We start from the raw sequence: 20,775 nt of genomic DNA, 5'->3' as shown, positions 1-20,775 counted from the left end.
ACGTGTCCGCAACAGGTTAATGCGTCAATTAAGTGACGACGAGTCGGTAGGCTGCCGCGATGGGCCGTTGCGGCCCAAATGCGGCTTTGTTGCACGAACGCGACGGTTTTTGGCCATTTTCAGCGGCTTGTGATCGCTCCGGGTGCCGCGCGTCCAATCTTGGGATATCGACGTCTCGCCCGCTATGCAGGGCCCGATTCGCGGGGAGACGCGGTGGAAGAACGGCTGGGTACATCTGCGATTCGCGCCATGCTGGCGGCGCGCGGTGCCGAATCGCTGCGCCGCGACCGGCTGCTTGCGGCCATTGCCTTGTTCGCGGGCCTCGGCCTGCTGATCGCGCTGCCGTTCGCCTTGCGCGCGGGCACCGCATTCTTCCTGCCGGTCACGGCAGCACTCGTGATCGCCATCGCCCTGGTGCCGACGCTCGAATGGCTCGAGCGGCGCGGGGTTCCCTCTTCGGTCGCCGCCTTTTTCTGCATCGCCGCCTTCCTCGCCATCGCCAATGCGGCCGTCGCGGCGATCATCGTGCCGGCATCGGGCTGGTTCGCGCTGCTGCCGCAAAGGGTAGTGCGGATTCGTCATAATCTGCGCCCGCTGATCGAGCTCTATGGCAGTCTCGACCGCTTCGTCAGCGATACCTCGGCGACGTTCATGCGCGTCAGTCCGCACGCGCATACGGTGACGGTGGCCGCGCCCAATTCGTTGCTCGACGTGGTCGCGAGCTCGGCGCCGGTGGCGATCCTGCAGATGTTCTTCGCTTTGCTGGTCGTCTATTTCTTCCTCTCCGGCTGGACGCGGATGCGGCGCAACACCATCACCAGCCGGGGCAGCTTCACCAGCGCGCTCACCACGGCGCGGGTGATCCAGGAAATGGTCGATTCGACCTCGGCCTATCTGTCGACCATCACCATCATCAATATCGCGCTGGGGTTGATGGTCGCGTTCGCCCTGTGGCTGATCGGCCTGCCCGATCCGCTGATGTGGGGCGGCATCGTCGCGTTGTTCAACTACATGCCCTATCTCGGCCCGATCATGGCAGCGTTGCTGCTGGCGCTGGGCGGGCTGATGGTGTTCCGCGACGCTTGGTACGCCACCTTTCCGGTGGCGGTGTTCGTCGGCTGCCACCTGATCGAATCGAACATCATCACCCCGTCGCTGGTCGGGCGACGGCTGACGATCAATCCGCTGCTGATCCTCGTGTCGCTCAGCTTCTGGGGCTGGGTGTGGGGGGCGACGGGTGCGCTGCTGGCGGTGCCGCTGCTCATCATCATGAAGACCGTGCTCGACGCGGCCGGCAAGCCCGACATCGCCGGTTTCCTGTTCGAGGACGGCACGCTTACCGGCCCGCTGCCCGAACCGCCCTCCCCGCCGTTCGAGAGCGGTTGACAGGCAGGGCGGCCCTATTTAGGTGGCCGGCCTCCGCAAGGGCATTCTCATGCGGGTGTAGCTCAGTTGGTTAGAGCGCCGGCCTGTCACGCCGGAGGTCGCGGGTTCGAGCCCCGTCACTCGCGCCATTGCATGTTTCGGTATCCCCGCGATCATTGCGGCGGACCGAGCTGCTCCGGATCGGGGCCGATCCTGCCATCCGAATTGTCGAGCCGGCCGATCGCCGCCATGTCGTCCGCATCCAGCGCGAAATCGAACAGCGCGATATTTTCCGCCTGCCGCTCGGGGCTCGACGATTTGGGAATCGCGATCAGCCCCAGCTGGACATGCCACCGCAGGATGATCTGCGCCGGCGTGCGACCGTGTTTGCGGGCGAGCGCCGCGATGGCCTCGTCGCCCAGCGCCGCGCTGCGCCCCAGCGGGCTCCAGCTGGTGGTGGCGATCCCGCGCTCGGCATGGAAGTCGCGCAGCCGGCTTTGCTGGAAATGCGGGTGCAGCTCGATCTGGTTGGTGACCGGCACGACGCCGCTATCGTCGATGATCCGCTCCAGATGCTCGACCGTGAAATTGGAGACGCCGATCGACCCGACGCGGCCTTCCTCCTGCAGTCGCACCAAAGCACGCCACGTCTCGACATATTTGTCGAGTGACGGCAGCGGCCAGTGAATCAGGTAGAGGTCGAGCTTGTCGATGCCGAGCCGCGTCATGCTCGCATCGAATGCGCGCAGCGCGGTGTCGTAGCCGTGATCGCCGTTCCACAGCTTGGTGGTGACGAAGATCCAGTCGTCGCTCTCGCGCACCGCCGCGCCGACGCCTTCCTCGTTGCCGTAGAATTTGGCGGTGTCGACCGCGCGATAGCCTTGTCCGATCGCGCTCGCGACCTGTCGCTCGGTCTCGTCGATCGGCATCTGGAACACGCCGAAGCCGATCTGCGGCATGCGCGCGCCGTCGTTCAGCAGGATATCGGGAACCGCAGTCATGGAATGCTCCGTCGCTCGTTGCGCGTTGGGAGCGTCCGGCGCGCGGTGAGGTTCCGCGCGATGTGGCGACGTCAGCCGACCATCACGCGGTTCCGTCCGGCGCGCTTGGCTTCGTACAGCGCCACGTCGGCGCGCTTCAGCATGGCCGATGCGCCGCCCTCCATCGCCGCGAGCTGCGCGACGCCGGCCGAAAAGGTCAGGCGCCCGAGCGACTGGCCGGTCGCATTGACCCGCAGGTCGCGCTTTCCGATCGTCGCACGGATGCGGTCGACCTCGCGGCTGGCGCTGGCCGCGTCGGCACCCTCGAACAGCACGACGAATTCCTCGCCGCCATAACGCGCGGCAAACAGCCGTTCGCTGGCGCCGTTGGACAGGCTGGTCGCGACGAACTTGATGACCTCGTCGCCGATCTGGTGGCCGAAGCGATCGTTGACCGCCTTGAAATGATCGATGTCGCAGATGGCGATGCTGAACGGGCGGCCCGTGCGGCGGGCGGCATCCGATGCGGCGGCGAGGCGGGCGTCGAGCGCGCGGCGGTTGGGCAGGCCGGTCAGCGCGTCGCGGTTGGCGGCATCCTGCGCCTCGGCCAGGCTCTCGCGCAATTCGCGTATCTCTTCGCACGCGGTCCGCAGCTGGTCCTCGATCGCCTGCGTCTTGTCGATCATCGACTGGGTGACGTCGAGGAGCGAGCTGACCAGCGGTCCGGCAGCCGCGCCCGCTGCCAGTTCGGCGGCATTGGTCGCCAGCGTGCTGCCATAATCCTGATGCGCCTCGCGCGAGCCGAGCAGGATCACCTCGACTTCTTCGAGACGCTCCTGCGCTTCCTTCGCCATCCCCTGCAGGTCGGCGGCGGACAGCTCGACATTGCGTTCGGCCATCAACGCCGCGGCGGCGGCGGCCGATAGGCCACCGTGCGCCGTGGCGCGGTCAACCGCGCTGTTGAACGTCGCGTCGTCGGCGGTCAGATAATGATGCGCGAGACCATAATTGGTCGGAGTCGGCTCCAGCCGGTTCTCTAGCAGAACCTGCCGGATGTCGTCGAAGAGACAACTCCACCGATCGTGTTGGGCCGGGCTCGTCATGACGCAACCGTTATCAGCCGCCGGTTAAAGGACGGTGAGCATCGCGTTTAGAAAGATGTACGGCGCTGAAAATATTCGACTAAGGTCTGTCATTTCGCATCCGTTTTGGACCGATTTCCATCCACCTCAGCAATGGCTTCAGCGGAGTGATCCAGACGATGCCTGCGACAGCATAAACCAGCGCCTGGAGAAGGCCCGGCAGCGTCGCGATCCGTTGGCTCTGGCTGACGACCAGCCCTGCCCATATCGCAATCAACAGCAGGATCAGCAGCATGCCGACCGGCTTGCGCCAACTGGGTGTCATTGCCCGGTCTTCGTCACGTCGATCCACTCCCGCTCGGTCGCGATTCCGTCGAGCGCGATGTCCCACGGATCGCGTGGCACGGTCGCGATCTCCTGCGCCGACCAGCCATAGCCGATTCGGAACGCGCCGGGCAAAAGCGCGAACGCACGATCGTAGAAGCCACCGCCCTGGCCGATGCGGCCGCCAGCGCGATCGAAGCCGACCAGCGGCGTGACGATCACGTCGGGCACGACCGGCTCGCTTGCGTCATGAGGCTGGCGAAGGCCGAACATGCCCTCGAACAGCGGCGCCTCGGGATGCCATGCGAGAAAGCGCATGGTCGGATCGCCGCGATCGACATGCGGCAAAGCGAGCCGATGCCCCGCCGCGATCAGCAGGTCCGCAAATGGTGCAGGATCGAGTTCGTCGCCGAGCGACCGATACAGCGCGACCGTTGCGCCGGCCGGAACATGTGCCAGGGCATGCGCCGCAGCGGCATGCGCGGCATCATGACAGCCTTCGTCCCGCAGCCGCGCGACATGCGCGGCGCGCGACGCCCGGAGCGTGGCGCGGATCGTGCGCTTCTCGTCTAGTGGGGAGAGGGGTGGGGGTGGTGGGACCGCCATGGCCGTTTTCCGGAATATCCTCTGACGCCGTAAACGTCAGGTGGGGACCATATGCACCGGACCAGGGTCCGGACAGGGACAGCCCCCAAGGATGATGGATCGCCTCAGGGATGTTCGCAGCGGTTCGCACCGGGCAGTCCCACCGGCAACCAATCTAGGGTCGCTGGTCGCTTTTCTCAAGACGCTCGGCAATCGATTCGACCCGCTGCGCCAGCGCATCGATCGCGGTGGCGGCGCGATCGTCGGCGGTCGGGGCGACCCCCGCTTCGACGTCGCTCAGCGTGTCGGCGAGCAGCAAAGCGGCCATCAGCAATTGACGCGCCTCGTTCGTGTCACCGACGGCGCGTGCCGCCTCGGTCGCGCGCGCGTCGACCATCGCGCCGAGCATCCGCAAGCGATCCTCGCCACCATCGCGACAAGCGAGATCGTAGCGGCGGCCGCCGATCGTCAGCGTCACCTGCGCCATCAGCTGCCGCCCCCGATCAGGGTGTCGAGCCGCTCGATCGTCTGCTGCACGCGATCACGCAGCAGGCCGTGGCGTTCCTCGAGCAACACGTAACGTTCTGCCAGCTCGGCGCCGGCGAAATCACGACCGTTGCCGGCGCGTTCGATCCGCTCGATGGCGCGATCGAGCCGCGCCAATGCGGTGTCCAGGGCTTCATGCGTCATGCCTGCCGAGATAGGGACCCATGCGGCCCGGGCGCAAGCCGCGCGGTTGACGCTTCGCCGCCCAGCCGACAAAGGACGTCGCATTCTGCCGGGCTCGAATCGTGCGGGGTCGCACGGGGGCGGTCCGGTTCCTGGCGCGCTGACCCGCCTGGCGGGGAAAGCCGCCGCATCACGCCGCCCATATGTTCCGGTAAGGAGCGGGTGGCCGCAAGGAGATCGATATGGCGGTGCGGGTTGCGATCAACGGCTTCGGGCGCATCGGTCGGCTGGTGGCACGCGCGATCCTCGCGCGGCCCGAATGCGGGCTGGAACTGGTCGCGATCAACGATCTTGGTGATGCCAAGGCGAATGCGCTCCTGTTCAAGCGCGATAGCGTGCATGGTAGCTGGGACGGCACCGTCACCGCCGAGGGCAGCGATCTGGTCGTCGACGGCAAGCGCATCAAGGTGACGGCGGAGCGCGATCCGGCCAAGCTGCCGCACGCTGCCGACGCGATCGACATCGCGCTGGAATGCACCGGCTTCTTCACCGATCGCGAATCGGCGGGCAAGCATCTGATCGCAGGCGCCAAGAAGGTGCTGGTCTCGGCGCCCGCCAAGGGCGTCGACCTCACCGTCGTCTATGGCGTCAACCACGACAAGCTGACCGCCGACCACAATATCGTCTCCAACGCCTCGTGCACCACCAACTGCCTCGCGCCGATCGCCAAGGTCCTGAACGACGCGGTCGGTATCGAGCGCGGCCTGATGACGACCGTCCACAGCTACACCAATGATCAGAAGATCCTCGACCAGATCCACAAGGACATGCGCCGCGCGCGTGCCGCCGCGATGTCGATGATCCCGACCACCACCGGTGCGGCGCGCGCGGTGGGCGAGGTGCTGCCCGAGCTGAAGGGCAAGCTCGACGGATCGGCGATCCGCGTGCCGACGCCGAACGTCTCGGTGGTCGACCTCACCTTCCAGCCCAAGCGCGACACGACCGTCGAGGAAGTGAACGGCGCGCTCAAGGCCGCGTCGGAGGAAGGCCCGCTCAAGGGTATCCTCCAGTTCGTGACCGAGCCGCTCGTCTCGATCGACTTCAACGGCGACGCGCACTCGTCGTCGGTCGACAGCCTCGAGACCACCGTGCTCGAGGGCAAGCTCGTCCGCGTGCTCTCATGGTACGACAATGAGTGGGGGTTCTCGAACCGGATGGTCGATACCGCCGGCGCGATGGGCAAGCTGCTCTAACACCCGATGGGACGCCTGCTCGGCATCGCGCGCCATGCGCGGCCGCGCGGCGCCATGGAAACGCTCGGCGCGGCCGACGTGACCGTCGCCGAAGGGGTGCATGGCGACTTTCGTGGCAGCCTCAAGCCCGGCCGCAACAAGCGCCAGGTGACGGCGATGGCGGCCGAGGATTGGGCGGCGGCGCTCGCCGATCTCGGCGCGGACGTGCCGTGGGAGCAAAGGCGCGTGAACCTGCTGGTCGAAGGGCTGGCGCTGCGCGAAACCAAGGGCGCGCGCATCGTCTTCGATACGGGCCTCGTGCTTGAGGTGACCGGCGAATGCGATCCGTGCAGCCGCATGGAGGAGGTGGCGCCCGGCCTGAAGGCGGCGCTGCTGCCCGGATGGCGCGGCGGCGTCACCACGCGCGTGATCGAAAGTGGCCCGATCCGGGTCGGCATGGAAGTGAGGATCGATCGATGAGCGGCTTCAAGACCCTGGACGACATGGGCGACGTCACGGGCAAGCGCGTGCTGGTGCGCGAGGATCTCAACGTGCCGATGGATGGCGCGCGCGTGACCGACGACACGCGCCTGCGCGCTGCCGCGCCGACCGTCGCCGAACTGTCCGACAAGGGCGCGATCGTGCTGATCCTCGCCCATTTCGGCCGGCCGAAGGGCGAGCGCAATCCCGATATGAGCCTCGCCTTGGTGACGAAGCCGCTGTCCGACGTGCTGGGGCGCGAGGTGCGGTTCGTCGACGATTGCGTCGGCCCGGACGCGAAGGCCGCGATCGCCGATCTGAAGCCGGGTGATATCGCGCTGCTGGAGAATACCCGCTTCCACAAGGGCGAGGAGAAGAACGATCCGGCGCTGGTCGCCGCGCTGGCCGAGCTGGGCGACGTCTACGTCAGCGACGCCTTCTCGGCCGCGCATCGCGCGCACGCGTCGACCGAGGGACTGGCGCACGTGCTGCCGGCGTTCGCCGGCCGCGCGATGCAGGCCGAGCTGGAGGCGCTGGAGAAGGCTTTGGGCAAGCCCGAGCATCCGGTCGCCGCGGTGGTCGGTGGGGCCAAGGTCTCGACCAAGCTCGACGTGTTGCGCCAGATGGTCGCGAAGGTCGATCACCTCGTCATCGGCGGCGGCATGGCCAACACCTTCCTCGCGGCGCGCGGCATCGATGTCGGCAAGTCGCTGTGCGAGCATGACCTGGCCGACACCGCACTCGCGATCCTCGACGCGGCCGATGCTGCCGGCTGCACCGTCCACCTGCCCTACGACGTCGTCGTGGCGAAGGAGTTCAGGGCCAACCCACCGACGCGCACGATCAACGTGCACGAGGTCGCCGCCGACGAGCTGATCCTCGATGTCGGCCCCAATGCGGTCGAGGCGCTCGCCGATGCGCTCAAGACCTGCCGCACGCTCGTCTGGAACGGTCCGCTCGGTGCGTTCGAGACGCCGCCGTTCGATACGGCGACGGTGGCGCTGGCGCGGACTGCGGCGGCGCTCACCCAGAGCGGCACGCTCGTCTCGGTCGCCGGCGGCGGCGATACGGTCGCGGCGCTCAACCAGGCCGGCGTCGGCGACCAGTTCACCTACGTGTCGACCGCGGGCGGCGCCTTCCTCGAATGGATGGAGGGCCAGGAATTGCCCGGCGTGAAGGCGCTCGAGGCCGCGTCGACGCTGTAAGGCCCTGGTCAGCGAGCTTGTCTAAGGATGCGTCCGCGCGCACAAGGATGTGCGCGCACAAGGATGTGCGCGGACAAGGGTGAACGGCGGACATGATGGATCGGCTGTTCACGACGATCGCCAACCGCATCGCCAGCTTCGTCGGCCAGCCGAGCGCGTTCATGCTCGCGCTGCTGGTCGTGATCGTGTGGGGGGTGACGGGGCCGCTCTTCCATTATTCCGATACGTGGCAGCTGGTCATCAACACCGGCACCACTATCGTCACCTTCCTGATGGTGTTCCTGATCCAGAATTCGCAGAACCGCGACGCCGCGGCGATGCAAGCGAAGCTGGACGAGCTGATCCGCGCGGTCGACGATGCGCGCGGCCAGTTCATCGGCATCGAGCACAAGACCGATCACGAGATCCAGCAGATCCGCGCGGACCTCGAGAAGGAATGCGAGGACATTGGCGATGAGGAGCGCGGCAAACCGCCGAGCCCGACCTATATCGATCGCCTGATCCGGCGGCGCTGAGCCGTTATCGGCAGGCCGACCGGTTGCCATTCACCGGGTCGCGCACCTATCTGTGGTCGCTCCGATCCACGTTGCGAGCTGCCGTATGACCGCCGTCCATTCCACCCGTATGCTGATCCTCGGCTCCGGTCCCGCCGGTCTTTCCGCTGCCATCTATGGCGCGCGGGCAGGCATGGCGCCGATCGTGGTGCAGGGGCTCCAGCCCGGCGGCCAGCTCACCATCACCACCGATGTCGAGAATTATCCCGGCTTCCGCGACGTCATCCAGGGGCCGTGGCTGATGGAGGAGATGCAGGCGCAGGCCGAACATGTCGGCGCGCAGATGATATGGGACACGATCGTCGAGGTCGACCTGTCCGAGCGGCCGTTCCGGCTCAAGGGCGACGGCGGCACGCTCTACGTCGCAGACACGCTCGTCATCGCGACGGGCGCGCAGGCCAGGTGGCTCGGCGCGCCGGGCGAGGCGGAGCTGGGCGGCAAGGGTGTCTCGGCCTGCGCGACCTGCGACGGCTTCTTCTATCGCGGCAAGAAGGTGGCGGTGATCGGCGGCGGCAATACCGCGGTCGAGGAGGCGCTCTACCTCACCAACCACAGCCATGACGTCACCCTGATCCACCGTCGCGACAGCCTGCGGGCCGAGAAGATCCTGCAGGAGCGGCTGTTCAAGCATCACGGCATCAACGTGCTGTGGAACAAGGAGGTGGTGCGCTTTGTCGGCGGATCGGACGCCGAGGGGCTGATCGGCATCGATCTCAAGGACACGAAGACCGGCGAGGTCAGCCGGTTCGACGTCGATGGCGGCTTCGTCGCGATCGGCCACCACCCCTCGACCGAATTGTTCGCCGGCCAGATCGAGCTGGACGAGGGCTATATCAAGGTGAAGCCCGGCACCGCGCTCACCAACGTGCCCGGCGTGTTCGCGTGCGGCGACGTGATGGACAAGGTCTATCGTCAGGCGATCACCGCCGCCGGCACCGGCTGCATGGCGGCGCTGGATGCCGAGCGCTTCCTGCAGGCGCAGGATTTCCCGGTGCCAGAGGATGCGGAACTGGGGCCGATCGCGGCGGGCGAGAGCATCGCCGCCGAATAGGCGATCCTCGGCTTTCGCCCGCGATCGTTCCGGGCTAGGCCTCGCCAAGCATGGTTGCGATTCCCTTTCTGCGCCGCGCCGACGCGCCCGACGTCGAGCGGGCGCCGGTGGCGATTATCGACATCGGCTCCAATTCGATTCGGCTTGTCATCTACGAAGGACAGGGGCGGATCCCGTCGATCCTGTTCAACGAGAAGGTGATGGCCGGGCTGGGCAAGGGGCTCGGCAAGACCGGGTTGCTCGACCCGCCCTCGGTCGAGCGCGCCTTGGTGGCGCTCGCCCGCTTCAAGCGGCTGGCCGAGGATATGGGCGTGCGCCAGCCGCGTACCGTCGCGACGGCGGCCGTGCGCGATGCGCGCAACGGGCCCGATTTCATCGCGCGGCTGGGGACGATCGGCCTCGAGGTCGAGTTGCTGACCGGCGCGGAGGAAGCGACGCTGGCCGGACACGGCGTGCTCGCGGCGATCCCCGAAGCCGACGGCATCGTCGGCGACCTTGGCGGTGGCAGCCTTGAGCTGGTGCGCGTGGGCAATGGTCAGGTGCAGCATGGCGCCTCGGTGCCGTTCGGCGTGCTGCGGATCGCGGCGATGAAGCTGCGCACCGCGCGCGATCTCGACCGCGCATTGGGCCATGCGCTCGACAAGAGCGGCTGGAGCGGCAACGCCGAGGGCAAGCCGCTCTATATGGTCGGCGGCTCGTGGCGCAGCCTCGCGCGGCTGCACATGGCGCTGGCGAGCTATCCGCTGCCGATCGTGCATCATTATGCCATGGCGCCGGGTGAGGGGCAGCGGCTGGTGCGCGCGCTGGGTCAGCTCGATCCCAAGCGCGTGCGCGAGGTGCCCGGCATCTCCACCCCGCGCGTGCCCGCGCTCGGCGACGCGGCGATGCTGCTGGCTGCGCTGGGGCGACGCCTCAAGCCGTCCGCGCTGATCGTCTCGGCCTATGGCCTGCGCGAGGGACTGCTCCACCGCAGCCTTCCGGCGGCGGTCCAGGCGCGCGATCCGCTGATCGAGGCGACGCGCGAGGAAGGCGTGCGGCAGGGGCGCTTCCCCGAGCATGGCGACCTGCTCGATCGCTGGATCGCACCTTTGTTCGCGCACGAGTCGCCGGCCTTCGCGCGGCTCCGCCATGCCACATGCCTGCTTGCCGATGTCGGCTGGCGCGCGCATCCCGAATTCCGCGCCGAACGCGGTCTCGACACCGCGCTGCACGGTCATTGGGTGGGGATCGACGGGCAGGGTCGTGCGATGATGGCGCAGGCGCTGTTCACCCATTTCGGCGGCGATAGCGTGCCCGAAATGGTCGCCCGTCTGATCGGGCCCGAGCTTAGCGCGACCGCCAGCCGTTGGGGCTATGCGATGCGTCTCGGCCAGCGCCTGTCGGGCGGCATCGCCGAGCCGCTCGAGAATAGTCGTCTCAGCCTCGAGGATGATGCGGTCGTGCTGCGCCTGTCGGGCGGCGATCGCGCGCTTTACGGTGAGGCGGTCGAGCGCCGCCACCGCGCGCTCGCCGAGGCGCTCGGCCGCAAGGCGCTGCTCTACACCTGATTTAGGGTCGTCAGAGTTCGCTCATCACCATCTTGCCGCTCTGCACGCTGAAGGCGAGGCGGCCTTCGACCAGCGCCAGCGCATCGCGGCCGAACACGTCGAAGCGCCACCCCTCCATCATCGACAGATTCTGGCGCTGGCCAGCTGCGAGCGCGTCGAGCTCGTCGCCGCGTGCGATCAGGCGCGGTGCCACGTCGGCGTCGCGCGCGCGCACCTTGAGCAGCAGCTTGAGCAGGTCGGCGACGAGCGCGCCTTCCTTGCCGAGGCCGGGCCGACGATCTTCGCGCGGCGGCATTTCGGCCTCGACCAGCGGGGCGGCCCCTTCGATCGCGCCCATCAGCCGGGCGCCGATCTCGTTGCCGGCCCAGCTCGGCGCGAGTCCGCGCACCTTGGCAAGGTCGGCCTGCGCGCGCGGCGGGTGGACCGCGAGATCGGCGATCGTCTCGTCCTTGATGAGGCGGCCGCGCGGCAGGTTCTTGCGGCGCGCCTCGCGCTCGCGGAAGCCCGCAATCGCCTTGAGTCGGCCGAGCACCTCGGGCTTGCGGCTGGCGACCTTCACCCGCTGCCACGCCAGATCGGGGTCGTTCACATAATTGGCCGGATCGGAGATGCGCTCCATCTCCTGGTCGAGCCACGCGCCGCGGCCGGTCTTGCGCAGCTTTTCCAGCATGCGCGGGAAGACCGTCACCAGATGGGTCACGTCGCCGATCGCATAATCGATCTGGCGCTTGTCGAGCGGACGGCGGCTCCAGTCGGTGAAGCGTGCGCCCTTGTCGAGCTTCACGCCGGTCATGCTCTCGATCAGGTTCGAATAGCCGACCTGCTCGCCCATCCCCAGCGCCATGGCGGCGATCTGCGTGTCGAACAGCGGGTGCGGCGTGGTCTGGGTCAGGTTGTAGATGATCTCGATGTCCTGCCCGCCGGCATGGACGACCTTCAGCACGTCCTCGTTGTCGACCAGCAGATCGAGCATCGGCGTGAGATCCAGCCCCGGCGCGAGCGGGTCGATCGCCGCGGCCTCGTTGGTATCGGCGATCTGCACCAGGCAGAGTTCGGGCCAATAGGTGTTCTCGCGCATGAACTCGGTATCGACCGCGATGAAGTCGCTTTTGGCGAGGCGGGCGCAGAGCGCGGCGAGGGTTTCGGTGTCGGTGACGAGCGGATGAATATGCATTGTGCACTGCCATAGCGAGCGCAGCGCGGGTTGACAAAGCGAGCCGCGGCAAGAAAGCGCCGGACACGGTTTTGATCCTGCCCGCGCGGGACGATTTTTGCGGAAAGACCCCGACGATGCACGCCTATCGCACCCACACTTGCGCCGGTCTGGGCGCCTCCCAGGTCGGGGAGCAGGTCCGCCTGTCCGGCTGGATCCATCGCAAGCGCGATCATGGCGGCGTGCTGTTCGTCGATCTGCGTGATCATTACGGCATCACCCAGGTTGTCGCCGACAGCGATTCGCCGGCACTCGCGGTGCTTGAAGGGCTTCGCGTGGAGTCGGTCGTGACGATCGACGGCGTGGTGAAGGCGCGCGCCGACGGAACGGCGAACCCCAACCTTGCCACCGGCGCGATCGAGGTGTTCGCGCAGAGCGTGACGGTGCAGAGCATGGCGCAGGAATTGCCGCTCCCGGTCGCGGGCGAGGCCGAATATCCCGAGGATATCCGCCTGCGCTATCGCTTCCTCGATCTGCGGCGCGAGCGGCTGCACAAGAACATCGTCCTGCGTTCCAACGTGATCGCCTCGATCCGCCGCCGCATGATCGGGCAGGGCTTCACCGAATTCCAGACGCCGATCCTGACCGCGTCGAGCCCCGAGGGCGCGCGCGACTTCCTCGTGCCGAGCCGCATCCACCCCGGCAAATTCTACGCGCTCCCGCAGGCGCCGCAGATGTTCAAGCAATTGCTGATGGTGGCGGGCTTCGATCGTTATTTCCAGATCGCGCCCTGCTTCCGCGACGAGGATGCCCGTGCCGACCGCTCGCCCGGCGAATTCTACCAGCTCGATTTCGAGATGAGCTTCGTCACGCAGGACGACGTGTTCGCCGCGATCGAGCCCGTGCTACACGGCGTGTTCGAGGAATTCGCCAACGGCCGCACCGTCAGCGCCTGCCCCTTCCCGCGCATCGCCTATCGCGACGCGATGCTGAAATATGGCTCGGACAAGCCCGATCTGCGCAACCCGATCGAGATCGTCGACGTGACCGATCATTTCCGCGGCTCGGGCTTCGGCCTGTTCGCGCGGCTGGTCGAGAGCGGCAACGTCGTGCGCGCCATCCCCGCGCCGGGGGCGGGCGCCAAGAGCCGCAAATTCTTCGACGACATGAACGAATGGGCGCGCGCGCAGGGCTATTCGGGCCTCGGCTACATCAACATCAAGGATGGCGAGCCCGGTGGCCCGATCGCCAAGAATCACGGCGAGGAAGCGACCGCCGCGCTGATCGAGGCGCTCGGCCTCGGGCCCAATGACGGCGTGTTCTTCGCCGCGGGCAAGGAAGGGCAGGCGGCCAAGCTTGCCGGCCTCGCCCGCACGCGCACCGGCGAGGAACTGGGCCTGATCGAGCAGGGCGTGTTCCAGTTCTGCTGGATCGTCGATTTCCCGATGTTCGAATATGACGAGGATGCGAAGAAGGTCGATTTCAGCCACAACCCCTTCTCGATGCCGCAGGGCGAGCTGGAGGCGTTGGAGACCAGGGATCCGCTCGACATCCTCGCCTATCAATATGACATCGTCTGCAACGGCATCGAATTGTCGTCGGGCGCGATCCGGAACCACAAGCTCGACGTGATGTACAAGGCGTTCGAGATTGCCGGCTATTCGCGCGAGGACGTCGACGCGAGCTTCCCCGGCATGGTCGGCGCGTTCAAGTACGGCGCCCCGCCGCACGGTGGTTCGGCGCCGGGCGTCGACCGCATCGTCATGCTGCTGGCGGACGAGCCCAACATCCGCGAGGTCGTGCTCTTCCCGATGAACCAGAAGGCGGAGGATCTGATGATGAACGCGCCGTCCGCCGTCACGATGAAGCAGCTGCGCGAGCTCAACATCCGCGTGGTCGAGCAGGCACCGTCGCCGGCCAAGCCGGTCGCCGCGGTGGTGGCGCCCGACGCGGGGTGATCCCCCATCTACCCGTCATCCCAGCGAAAGCTGGGATCTCGTGCGGTCCGGGCGTTCCGCTCGCCTGACGAGATGCCAGCCCGCGCTGGCATGATGGAAAGAGATCAGGCTGGCGGCGTGCCGTTCGCCGCCAGCGCCTCGCCCGCGAGATAGAGCGAGCCGCCGATCAGCACGAGCGGCGCCGTCTGGCGCGCGGCGATCAACGCCAGTGCGTCCCCGATCGTCGCTGCGCCGTCGGCCGGGATGCCCAGCCGCTGCGCCGCTGCCGTCACCGCCGCCGCATCATGATGCGCATGGCCGGGCACCGGCACTGCGTGGATGCGCGTCACGCTGCCGGCGAACGGCTCGAGGAAGCCCGCCAGATCCTTGTTGGCGAGCATGCCCAGCACCAGCTCGAACGGCTGGCCCGGCGTCACCTTGCTGCGAAAGAATTCGGCGATGGCGCGCGCCGCCGCCGGATTGTGGCCGCCGTCGAGCCACAGGCTGCCGTCCTCCGGCAAGGCAGCGGCGAGCGTGCCGGTGGTAATCCGCTGCAGCCGCGCCGGCCATTCGGCCCAGCCCATCGCCGCGCGCAGTGCTGCCGGGGGCACTGCCAGCCGCGTCTGGTGGCGCAGCATCGCCACCGCCAGCGCGGCATTGCCCGCCTGGTGGCTGCCCGGCAGGCGCGGCACCGGCAGATCGAGCGTGCCCACCGCATCTTCATAATGGAGCTGGCCGCGCTGCACGCTTGCCCGCCACACGCCGTCGCGCGGCAGCCAGAGCGCGCCGGCCGCCGCCGCTGCCGCCTCGATCGGCGCCGCCACCGGGGGGGCGTAACGCTGCGTCAGCAGCGGCACGCCGGCCTTGGCGATGCCAGCCTTCTCTCCGGCGATCACCTCGATCGTGTCGCCCAGCAGCGCCTGATGATCGATGCCAAGCTGGGTGATGCCGCAGGCGACCGGGGTCGCCAGTACGTTGGTGGCATCCAGCCGGCCGCCGAGGCCCACCTCGATCACGCAGGCATCGGCGGGCACGCGCGCAAAGGCGAGGAAGGCGGCGGCGGTCGTCACCTCGAAGAAGCTGGGTGAGACGCCGTCGGCCACGCTCAGCACCTCGTCGAGCAAGGCGGCGAGCATCGCGTCGTCGATCAGTGTGCCGGCAAGCCGGATGCGCTCGTTGAAGCGGACGAGGTGCGGGCTGGTATAGACGTGGACCTTGTGCCCCGCCGCCTCCAGCGCCGTGCGCAGGAAGGCGCAGGTCGAGCCTTTGCCGTTGGTCCCGGCGACGTGAAACACCGGCGGCAGCGCGCGCTCGGGATTGCCGAGCCGCGCGAGCAGGGTCGCGATCCGCTCCAGGCCGAGAATGTCGGCGCCCGGCGACAGCGTCGCCAGCCGGTCGAGCTGGCGCTGCACCGCCGGATTGGACGAGACGGCGTGGTCAGGCATCGCTGGCGCCCAACGCCGGCCGGGTCACGCCGCGGCCTTCCCCGGACAGAGGTAGGAGACGAGCCGCGCCAGCTCGGCGCGCAGCTTGTGGCGATGCACCACCATGTCGAGCATGCCGTGCTCCAGCAGATATTCGGCGCGCTGGAAGCCCTCGGGCAATTTCTCACGGATGGTCGATTCGATCACGCGCTGGCCGGCGAAGCCGATCAGCGCACCCGGCTCCGCCAACTGGACGTCGCCCAGCATGGCATAGGATGCGGTGATGCCGCCGGTGGTGGGATCGGTCATCACGACGATGTAGGGCAGCCCCGCCTCGCGCAGCTGCTGCACGCCGATCGTCGTCTTGGGCATCTGCATCAGGCTCATGATGCCCTCCTGCATCCGCGCGCCGCCGCCCGAGGTGAAGATGATGTAGGGGCAATGCTGCGCGATCGCGGCCTGCACGCCGACGATGAACGCCTCGCCCACCGCCAGCCCCATCGTGCCGGAAAGAAAGCCGTAATTCTGGACGCCGACGATCGCCTGATAGCCCTCGATCGTCCCGCGTGCATTGACCAGCGCGTCCGCCTCGCCGGTCTTGGCGCGCGCGGCCTTCAGCCGGTCTGCATAGCGCTTCGAATCGCGGAACTTGAGCGGATCCTCCGCCACCTCGGGATCGGGCAGCAGGGTGTAGAGGCCGCCGTCGAACAATGCGTCGAACCGGTCGTCCGGCCCGATCCGCCCGTGATGCTGGCATTTCGGGCAGACCGACTGGTTCTCCTCATATTCGCGCGTGAACAGCATCGTCCCGCAGCTCGGGCATTTGTGCCAGAGGTTGTCGGGCGTCTCCCGCTTCGGAATGAAGGGGATCGAATTGCGTACCTTGTCGAGCCAGCTCATGCCGACACCCTTTCGCCGTCCGCCAGCGCGCGCGCAAGCGAGGAGACAAGCGCCTCGACGCCCGGCGCGGGATCGCGCCCCTCCTTCGCCGCCGACTCGATCACGTCGATGATTGCCGAGCCGACCACCACGCCGTCGGCCACCGCGCCGATCGCGCGCGCCTGATCGGGGGTGCGCACGCCGAAGCCGACCGCGACCGGCAGCTCGGTCGCAGCTTTCAGCCGGTCGACCGCGTCCGCGATGCTGGCGGTCGCCGCCTGCTGCATGCCGGTGATGCCCGCCACCGAGACGTAATAGAGAAAGCCGCTCGCGCCATCGAGCACCGCCGGCAGCCGCGCCGCATCGGTGGTGGGGGTGGCGAGGCGGATCGGATCGATGCCCTTGGCGCGCAATGCCGGCCCGAGCGAGGCATCCTGCTCCGCCGGCACGTCGACGCAGATCACGCCGTCCACGCCATTGTCGGCGCACGCTTCGGCGAACCATTCGGCGCCCCGCCGCAGCATCGGATTGGCATAGCCCATCAGCACCAACGGCACGCGCGGATGACGTTCACGGAACGCTCGTGCCGCAGCAAGAATATCCGCGGTGCGCGTGCCGGCATCCAGCGCGCGCAGGTTGGCGCGCTGGATCGCTGGGCCGTCGGCCATCGGATCGGTGAAGGGCAGGCCCAGCTCGATCACGTCTGCCCCGCCCGCGACCAACGCGTCGAGGATCGCGGCTGTCGCGGCGGGCGACGGATCGCCGCCGGTGACGAAGGTGACGAGCGCAGCGCGGCGCTCCGCCCTGGCGCGCGCGAAGGCGTCGGATAGGCGGCTCACAGCGTCACGCCCAGCGAGGCGGCGACGGTCGGCATGTCCTTGTCGCCGCGGCCCGACAGGTTGACGAGGATGATGCCGTCGCGCGGCATCGCCTTGGCGCGCGCCGGAACGGCCGCCAGCGCATGGGCGCTCTCCAGCGCGGGGATGATCCCCTCGACCTCGGCGAGCAGCTTGAACGCCTCGACCGCCTGATCGTCGGTCACGCCTTCGTAGGTGACGCGGCCGATATCGTTCAGCCAGGCATGTTCGGGCCCGATGCCGGGATAATCGAGGCCGGCGGAGATCGAATGCGCCTCGGTGATCTGGCCGTCCTCGTCCTGCAGCAGGTAGGTGCGGTTGCCGTGCAGCACGCCTGGCGTGCCGCCGCCGATGCTGGCGGCATGGCGCCCGGTCTGGACGCCATAGCCCGCCGCCTCGATGCCGAGCATCGCGACCTCCGGATCGTCGAGGAACGGGTGGAACAGGCCGATCGCATTCGATCCGCCGCCGACCGCCGCGATCAGCAGATCGGGCAGGCGCCCCTCCGCCTCCAGCATCTGCGCGCGCGCCTCGGTGCCGATCACCGACTGGAAATCGCGCACCAGCTCCGGATAGGGGTGCGGCCCCGCGACCGTCCCGATCAGGTAGAAGGTGTCGTCGACGTTGGCGACCCAGTCGCGCAGCGCCTCGTTCAGCGCGTCCTTCAGCGTCTGCGCGCCGCTCGTCACCGGCACCACCTCGGCGCCGAGCAGTTTCATGCGGAAGACGTTCGACTGCTGCCGCTCGACGTCCTTTGCGCCCATGTAGACGACGCACTTCAGGCCGAAGCGTGCGCAGACGGTGGCGGTGGCGACGCCGTGCGATCCCGCGCCGGTCTCGGCGATGATGCGCGTGCGGCCCATCCGTCGTGCGAGCAGGATCTGGCCGATGCAATTGTTGATCTTGTGCGCACCGGTGTGGTTCAGTTCCTCGCGCTTGAGGTACACCTTCGCGCCCATGCCGTCGGGCGCGGCGGCGCGAAGCGTCTCGGTCAGCCGCTCGGCATAATAAAGCGGGCTCGGCCGGCCGACATAATGCGTCATCAGCCCGTTGAATTCGGCGTGGAAGGCGGGATCCTCCTTCGCCGCGCGATATTCGCGCTCGAGCTCGAGGATCAGCGGCATCAGCGTCTCGGCGACGTAGCGGCCGCCATAATCGCCGAAATGGCCCGACGCATCGGGGCCGGCGCGAAGGCTGTTCTGTAGGGTCATAGTCGGGCCGCGGCTTGAAGGAAGGCGCTCACCTTGTCCACATCCTTGACGCCCGGCGCGCGTTCCACGCCGGACGAGACGTCGATCGCGCGCGCGCCGGTGATGCCCACCGCCTCGGACAGGTTGCCGGCATCGAGTCCACCCGACAGCAGCCACGGCAGCGGATGATCGAAGCCGTCGAGCAGCCGCCAGTCGAAGCGCATTCCCATCCCACCGGGCAGGGTGCCGGGCGGCGTCTTGGCGTCGTAGAGGATGCGATCGGCGACGCCCTGGTAGCGCTTGGCCGCGTCGAGATCGGCGCGGGTGCGCACCGGGATCGCCTTCCACAATTCCAGCCCGTGCCGGCGCAGCGCGGCCAGCCGCTCGGGCGATTCGTCGCCGTGCAGTTGCAGAGCCGTAAGCCCAGCGCGCGCCGCCTCCGCCACTAGTGCATCGTCGGGATCGACGAATACGCCGACCCGGCCGATATGTGCCGGCACGCGCGCGGTGAGCCCGGCGACCGCATCGGCATTCACGTCGCGCGGGCTTTTGGGAAAGAAGACGAAGCCGACCCACGCCGCACCGCCGCCGATCGCGGCGTCGATGGCGTCAGCCGTTGAGAGGCCGCAGATCTTGGAACGCACGGTGGGCATGCGCGCCGATATAGAGGGCGTGCCGCGGCGAAACACCCCCGTCGCCCCGGACCGTGTCCGGCATGACGATGATCGCTAGTCCTTTAGCCCCGCTAGCACCGACGGCCCGATGAGCGCCGCCTCGGCCGCGCAGGCGCCGGCATCGGGTGCTGGCGTCGATGCCCGCGCCGCCGCCAGTTCCGCCTTCGCGGCGGCGAGATCGGCCTGATAGGCAGGGGTCGCGCGGACCGCTTCCATCGTCACCGTCGCGCTCAGCCGGCCATTCTCGACCGCGCTGAAATTGTGCACGCGGCACACGATCCGGCTCTCGCCATAAGCGCGGGCGCGCGTGAGGATCGGCGTCGCGCGATCGGGCAGCGCATCGGCCAGCACGAGCCCGACCGTCCACCCCTTGGTGGTATGGCCCGAGGGGTAATCGTAGCTCTTGCCGAGATCCTTTTTCGGCTGGCAGGTCTCGCCCTTGTCGATCCAGAACGGGCGCAGCCGGCGATACTGATCCTTGGCGTCGTTGTTGGCGTTGGACGTGTCGCGCGACGCGGTATCGAGCAGGCGATAGGTGGCCGGCGTGGTAGTGGGCGACAAGGCGATCCCCGTCGCGCACGCGAAATCGCGCATCACCGCCGGCGTCGCCAGGTCGACATCGCTCGTGGCCAGATCCCAGCGCGGGCTGCCGATCCGCGCCTTCATCGCCTTGAAGATCTTGCGGTCGGTTGCGTAGCGAATGTCGCCTTCTTGCGGCGCGGGCGGCAGCACCTTGGTCAGGTCGATCGCATGGAGCGGCAGATAGCCGGGCTCCTTGTCCGCCGCGATCAGCGCCACTGCCGCCAGCGGCACGATCCCGACCATCCAATACCGCATGACGATCCCCCCTCGGCCGTTACAGGCGGGGCAGGGTGACACCCTGCTGCCCCATATATTTGCCCGCGCGATCGGCGTAGCTCACCTCGCACGGCTCGTTGCCCTGCAGGAACAGGAACTGGCATGCCCCCTCATTGGCATAGATCTTGGCAGGCAATGGCGTGGTGTTCGAGAACTCCAGCGTGACATGCCCCTCCCAGCCCGGCTCCAGCGGCGTCACGTTGACGATGATCCCGCAGCGCGCATAGGTCGACTTGCCGAGGCAAATTACCAGCACGTCACGCGGCACTCGGAAATATTCGACCGTGCGCGCCAGCGCGAAGCTGTTGGGCGGGATGATGCAGATGTCGGTCTTGCGATCGACGAAGCTGTTGTGGGCGAAATTCTTCGGATCGACGATCGCATTGTCGACATTGGTGAAGATCTTGAACTCGTCCGCCACGCGCGCATCGTAGCCGTAGGAGGACAGGCCGTAGCTGATACAGCCCTCGCGCCGCTGCGCCTCGACGAACGGCTCGATCATCGCCTGCGACAATGCCGCCTCGCGGATCCAGCGATCGGACATCACCATGCGAAGGCCTCCGCCGGGGCGAAGTTGAGGATGTTGAGGGGTGCGAACGCGTCCGCGCGCGGATCGTGGCGGCTGCGAGAGAGGCTGGAGCGCATCATGCGCCTTCTTGACGTACCAAATCCTACTTTGCCAGCCCGAAGCGGTTGATCGCGCGGCACCGTTTCTGGCATTATGTCGCC

Annotated in this window: 22 protein-coding genes, 1 tRNA gene and 1 other RNA gene; 9 read left to right on the top strand and 15 right to left on the bottom strand. The window is 67.8% G+C overall.

What is annotated here, in order from left to right; translation table 11 throughout:
• Positions 1 to 249: 249 nt before the first annotated feature.
• A complete protein-coding gene (locus tag K8P63_RS16485) occupies positions 250 to 1,386 on the top strand; it encodes an AI-2E family transporter (RefSeq protein ID WP_223799856.1) in 1,137 nt (378 codons plus the stop codon).
• 51 nt (positions 1,387 to 1,437) lie between these two features.
• A tRNA-Asp gene (locus K8P63_RS16480) sits at positions 1,438 to 1,514 on the top strand.
• 24 nt (positions 1,515 to 1,538) lie between these two features.
• Here the strand turns inward: K8P63_RS16480 and K8P63_RS16475 are convergent.
• From K8P63_RS16475 to K8P63_RS16445, 7 genes are all read right to left on the bottom strand, one after another.
• Positions 1,539 to 2,366: an aldo/keto reductase gene (locus K8P63_RS16475; RefSeq protein ID WP_223797092.1), complete on the bottom strand. Its 828-nt coding sequence runs from the start codon at positions 2,364 to 2,366 to the stop codon at positions 1,539 to 1,541.
• Between the two features lie 71 nt (positions 2,367 to 2,437).
• Positions 2,438 to 3,448, bottom strand: coding sequence for a GGDEF domain-containing protein (locus K8P63_RS16470; RefSeq protein ID WP_223797091.1), 1,011 nt, complete (start codon positions 3,446 to 3,448; stop codon positions 2,438 to 2,440).
• A gap of 79 nt (positions 3,449 to 3,527) precedes the next feature.
• Positions 3,528 to 3,722 (bottom strand): DUF2842 domain-containing protein, encoded by a 195-nt coding sequence (locus tag K8P63_RS16465; RefSeq protein WP_398287819.1) that lies wholly within the window; start codon positions 3,720 to 3,722, stop codon positions 3,528 to 3,530.
• A gap of 26 nt (positions 3,723 to 3,748) precedes the next feature.
• Complete coding sequence (locus K8P63_RS16460; RefSeq protein WP_223797089.1) at positions 3,749 to 4,357, bottom strand: 5-formyltetrahydrofolate cyclo-ligase; 609 nt, start codon at positions 4,355 to 4,357, stop codon at positions 3,749 to 3,751.
• A non-coding RNA gene (ssrS, locus tag K8P63_RS16455) (6S RNA) lies at positions 4,344 to 4,500 on the bottom strand. Before ssrS ends, K8P63_RS16460 begins: the two co-directional genes overlap by 14 nt.
• Before the next feature lie 11 nt (positions 4,501 to 4,511).
• Positions 4,512 to 4,823, bottom strand: coding sequence for a cell division protein ZapA (locus tag K8P63_RS16450; protein WP_223797088.1), 312 nt, complete (start codon positions 4,821 to 4,823; stop codon positions 4,512 to 4,514).
• The gene (locus K8P63_RS16445; protein ID WP_223797087.1) at positions 4,823 to 4,999 is read right to left on the bottom strand and encodes a hypothetical protein; all 177 of its coding nucleotides are present in this window, start codon (positions 4,997 to 4,999) and stop codon (positions 4,823 to 4,825) included. Before K8P63_RS16445 ends, K8P63_RS16450 begins: the two co-directional genes overlap by 1 nt.
• 248 nt (positions 5,000 to 5,247) lie before the next feature.
• On the opposite strand from K8P63_RS16445, the gene gap reads away from it, so the two are divergent.
• From gap to K8P63_RS16415, 6 genes are all read left to right on the top strand, one after another.
• A complete protein-coding gene (gene gap, locus K8P63_RS16440; RefSeq protein ID WP_223797086.1) occupies positions 5,248 to 6,258 on the top strand; it encodes a type I glyceraldehyde-3-phosphate dehydrogenase in 1,011 nt (336 codons plus the stop codon).
• Positions 6,259 to 6,264: 6 nt separating this feature from the next.
• A complete protein-coding gene (locus tag K8P63_RS16435) occupies positions 6,265 to 6,717 on the top strand; it encodes an MOSC domain-containing protein (RefSeq protein ID WP_223797085.1) in 453 nt (150 codons plus the stop codon).
• Complete coding sequence (locus tag K8P63_RS16430; protein ID WP_223797084.1) at positions 6,714 to 7,922, top strand: phosphoglycerate kinase; 1,209 nt, start codon at positions 6,714 to 6,716, stop codon at positions 7,920 to 7,922. Before K8P63_RS16435 ends, K8P63_RS16430 begins: the two co-directional genes overlap by 4 nt.
• 95 nt (positions 7,923 to 8,017) lie before the next feature.
• Positions 8,018 to 8,437, top strand: coding sequence for a low affinity iron permease family protein (locus tag K8P63_RS16425; RefSeq protein WP_223797083.1), 420 nt, complete (start codon positions 8,018 to 8,020; stop codon positions 8,435 to 8,437).
• Positions 8,438 to 8,522: 85 nt separating this feature from the next.
• Positions 8,523 to 9,527, top strand: a complete 1,005-nt coding sequence (trxB, locus tag K8P63_RS16420; protein ID WP_223797082.1) for a thioredoxin-disulfide reductase — start codon at positions 8,523 to 8,525, stop codon at positions 9,525 to 9,527.
• Between the two features lie 50 nt (positions 9,528 to 9,577).
• Positions 9,578 to 11,074, top strand: a complete 1,497-nt coding sequence (locus K8P63_RS16415) for a Ppx/GppA family phosphatase (RefSeq protein WP_223797081.1) — start codon at positions 9,578 to 9,580, stop codon at positions 11,072 to 11,074.
• A 10-nt stretch (positions 11,075 to 11,084) separates the two neighbouring features.
• Here the strand turns inward: K8P63_RS16415 and rnd are convergent, their stop codons facing one another.
• The gene (gene rnd / locus K8P63_RS16410) at positions 11,085 to 12,248 is read right to left on the bottom strand and encodes a ribonuclease D (RefSeq protein WP_223797080.1); all 1,164 of its coding nucleotides are present in this window, start codon (positions 12,246 to 12,248) and stop codon (positions 11,085 to 11,087) included.
• A gap of 116 nt (positions 12,249 to 12,364) precedes the next feature.
• On the opposite strand from rnd, the gene aspS reads away from it, so the two are divergent.
• Positions 12,365 to 14,185, top strand: coding sequence for an aspartate--tRNA ligase (aspS, locus tag K8P63_RS16405; RefSeq protein WP_223797079.1), 1,821 nt, complete (start codon positions 12,365 to 12,367; stop codon positions 14,183 to 14,185).
• 104 nt (positions 14,186 to 14,289) lie between these two features.
• On the opposite strand, the gene K8P63_RS16400 is transcribed toward aspS, so the two are convergent.
• The 7 genes from K8P63_RS16400 to dcd form a co-directional block, all read right to left on the bottom strand.
• Positions 14,290 to 15,609 carry a bifunctional folylpolyglutamate synthase/dihydrofolate synthase gene (locus tag K8P63_RS16400; protein ID WP_223797078.1) on the bottom strand — a complete coding sequence of 440 codons (1,320 nt, stop codon included), beginning with the start codon at positions 15,607 to 15,609 and terminating at the stop codon, positions 14,290 to 14,292.
• 24 nt (positions 15,610 to 15,633) lie between these two features.
• Positions 15,634 to 16,488, bottom strand: a complete 855-nt coding sequence (gene accD, locus K8P63_RS16395) for an acetyl-CoA carboxylase, carboxyltransferase subunit beta (RefSeq protein WP_223797077.1) — start codon at positions 16,486 to 16,488, stop codon at positions 15,634 to 15,636.
• Positions 16,485 to 17,306 carry a tryptophan synthase subunit alpha gene (trpA, locus tag K8P63_RS16390; protein ID WP_223797076.1) on the bottom strand — a complete coding sequence of 274 codons (822 nt, stop codon included), beginning with the start codon at positions 17,304 to 17,306 and terminating at the stop codon, positions 16,485 to 16,487. Before trpA ends, accD begins: the two co-directional genes overlap by 4 nt.
• Positions 17,303 to 18,535 carry a tryptophan synthase subunit beta gene (gene trpB / locus K8P63_RS16385; protein WP_223797075.1) on the bottom strand — a complete coding sequence of 411 codons (1,233 nt, stop codon included), beginning with the start codon at positions 18,533 to 18,535 and terminating at the stop codon, positions 17,303 to 17,305. Before trpB ends, trpA begins: the two co-directional genes overlap by 4 nt.
• The gene (locus tag K8P63_RS16380) at positions 18,532 to 19,167 is read right to left on the bottom strand and encodes a phosphoribosylanthranilate isomerase (protein ID WP_223797074.1); all 636 of its coding nucleotides are present in this window, start codon (positions 19,165 to 19,167) and stop codon (positions 18,532 to 18,534) included. The genes trpB and K8P63_RS16380 overlap by 4 nt, the downstream gene beginning before the upstream one ends.
• A 75-nt stretch (positions 19,168 to 19,242) precedes the next feature.
• Positions 19,243 to 20,025, bottom strand: a complete 783-nt coding sequence (locus K8P63_RS16375; protein WP_223797073.1) for an acid phosphatase — start codon at positions 20,023 to 20,025, stop codon at positions 19,243 to 19,245.
• Positions 20,026 to 20,044: 19 nt separating this feature from the next.
• Positions 20,045 to 20,596: a dCTP deaminase gene (gene dcd, locus K8P63_RS16370; RefSeq protein WP_223797072.1), complete on the bottom strand. Its 552-nt coding sequence runs from the start codon at positions 20,594 to 20,596 to the stop codon at positions 20,045 to 20,047.
• Between the last annotated feature and the right edge of the window lie 179 nt (positions 20,597 to 20,775).

This window comes from Sphingomonas nostoxanthinifaciens, from assembly GCF_019930585.1.
GTDB lineage: Bacteria > Pseudomonadota > Alphaproteobacteria > Sphingomonadales > Sphingomonadaceae > Sphingomonas_I > Sphingomonas_I nostoxanthinifaciens.
Note: the sequence above shows the minus strand (reverse complement) of the source record. Positions and strands in the feature narration are given on the sequence as shown.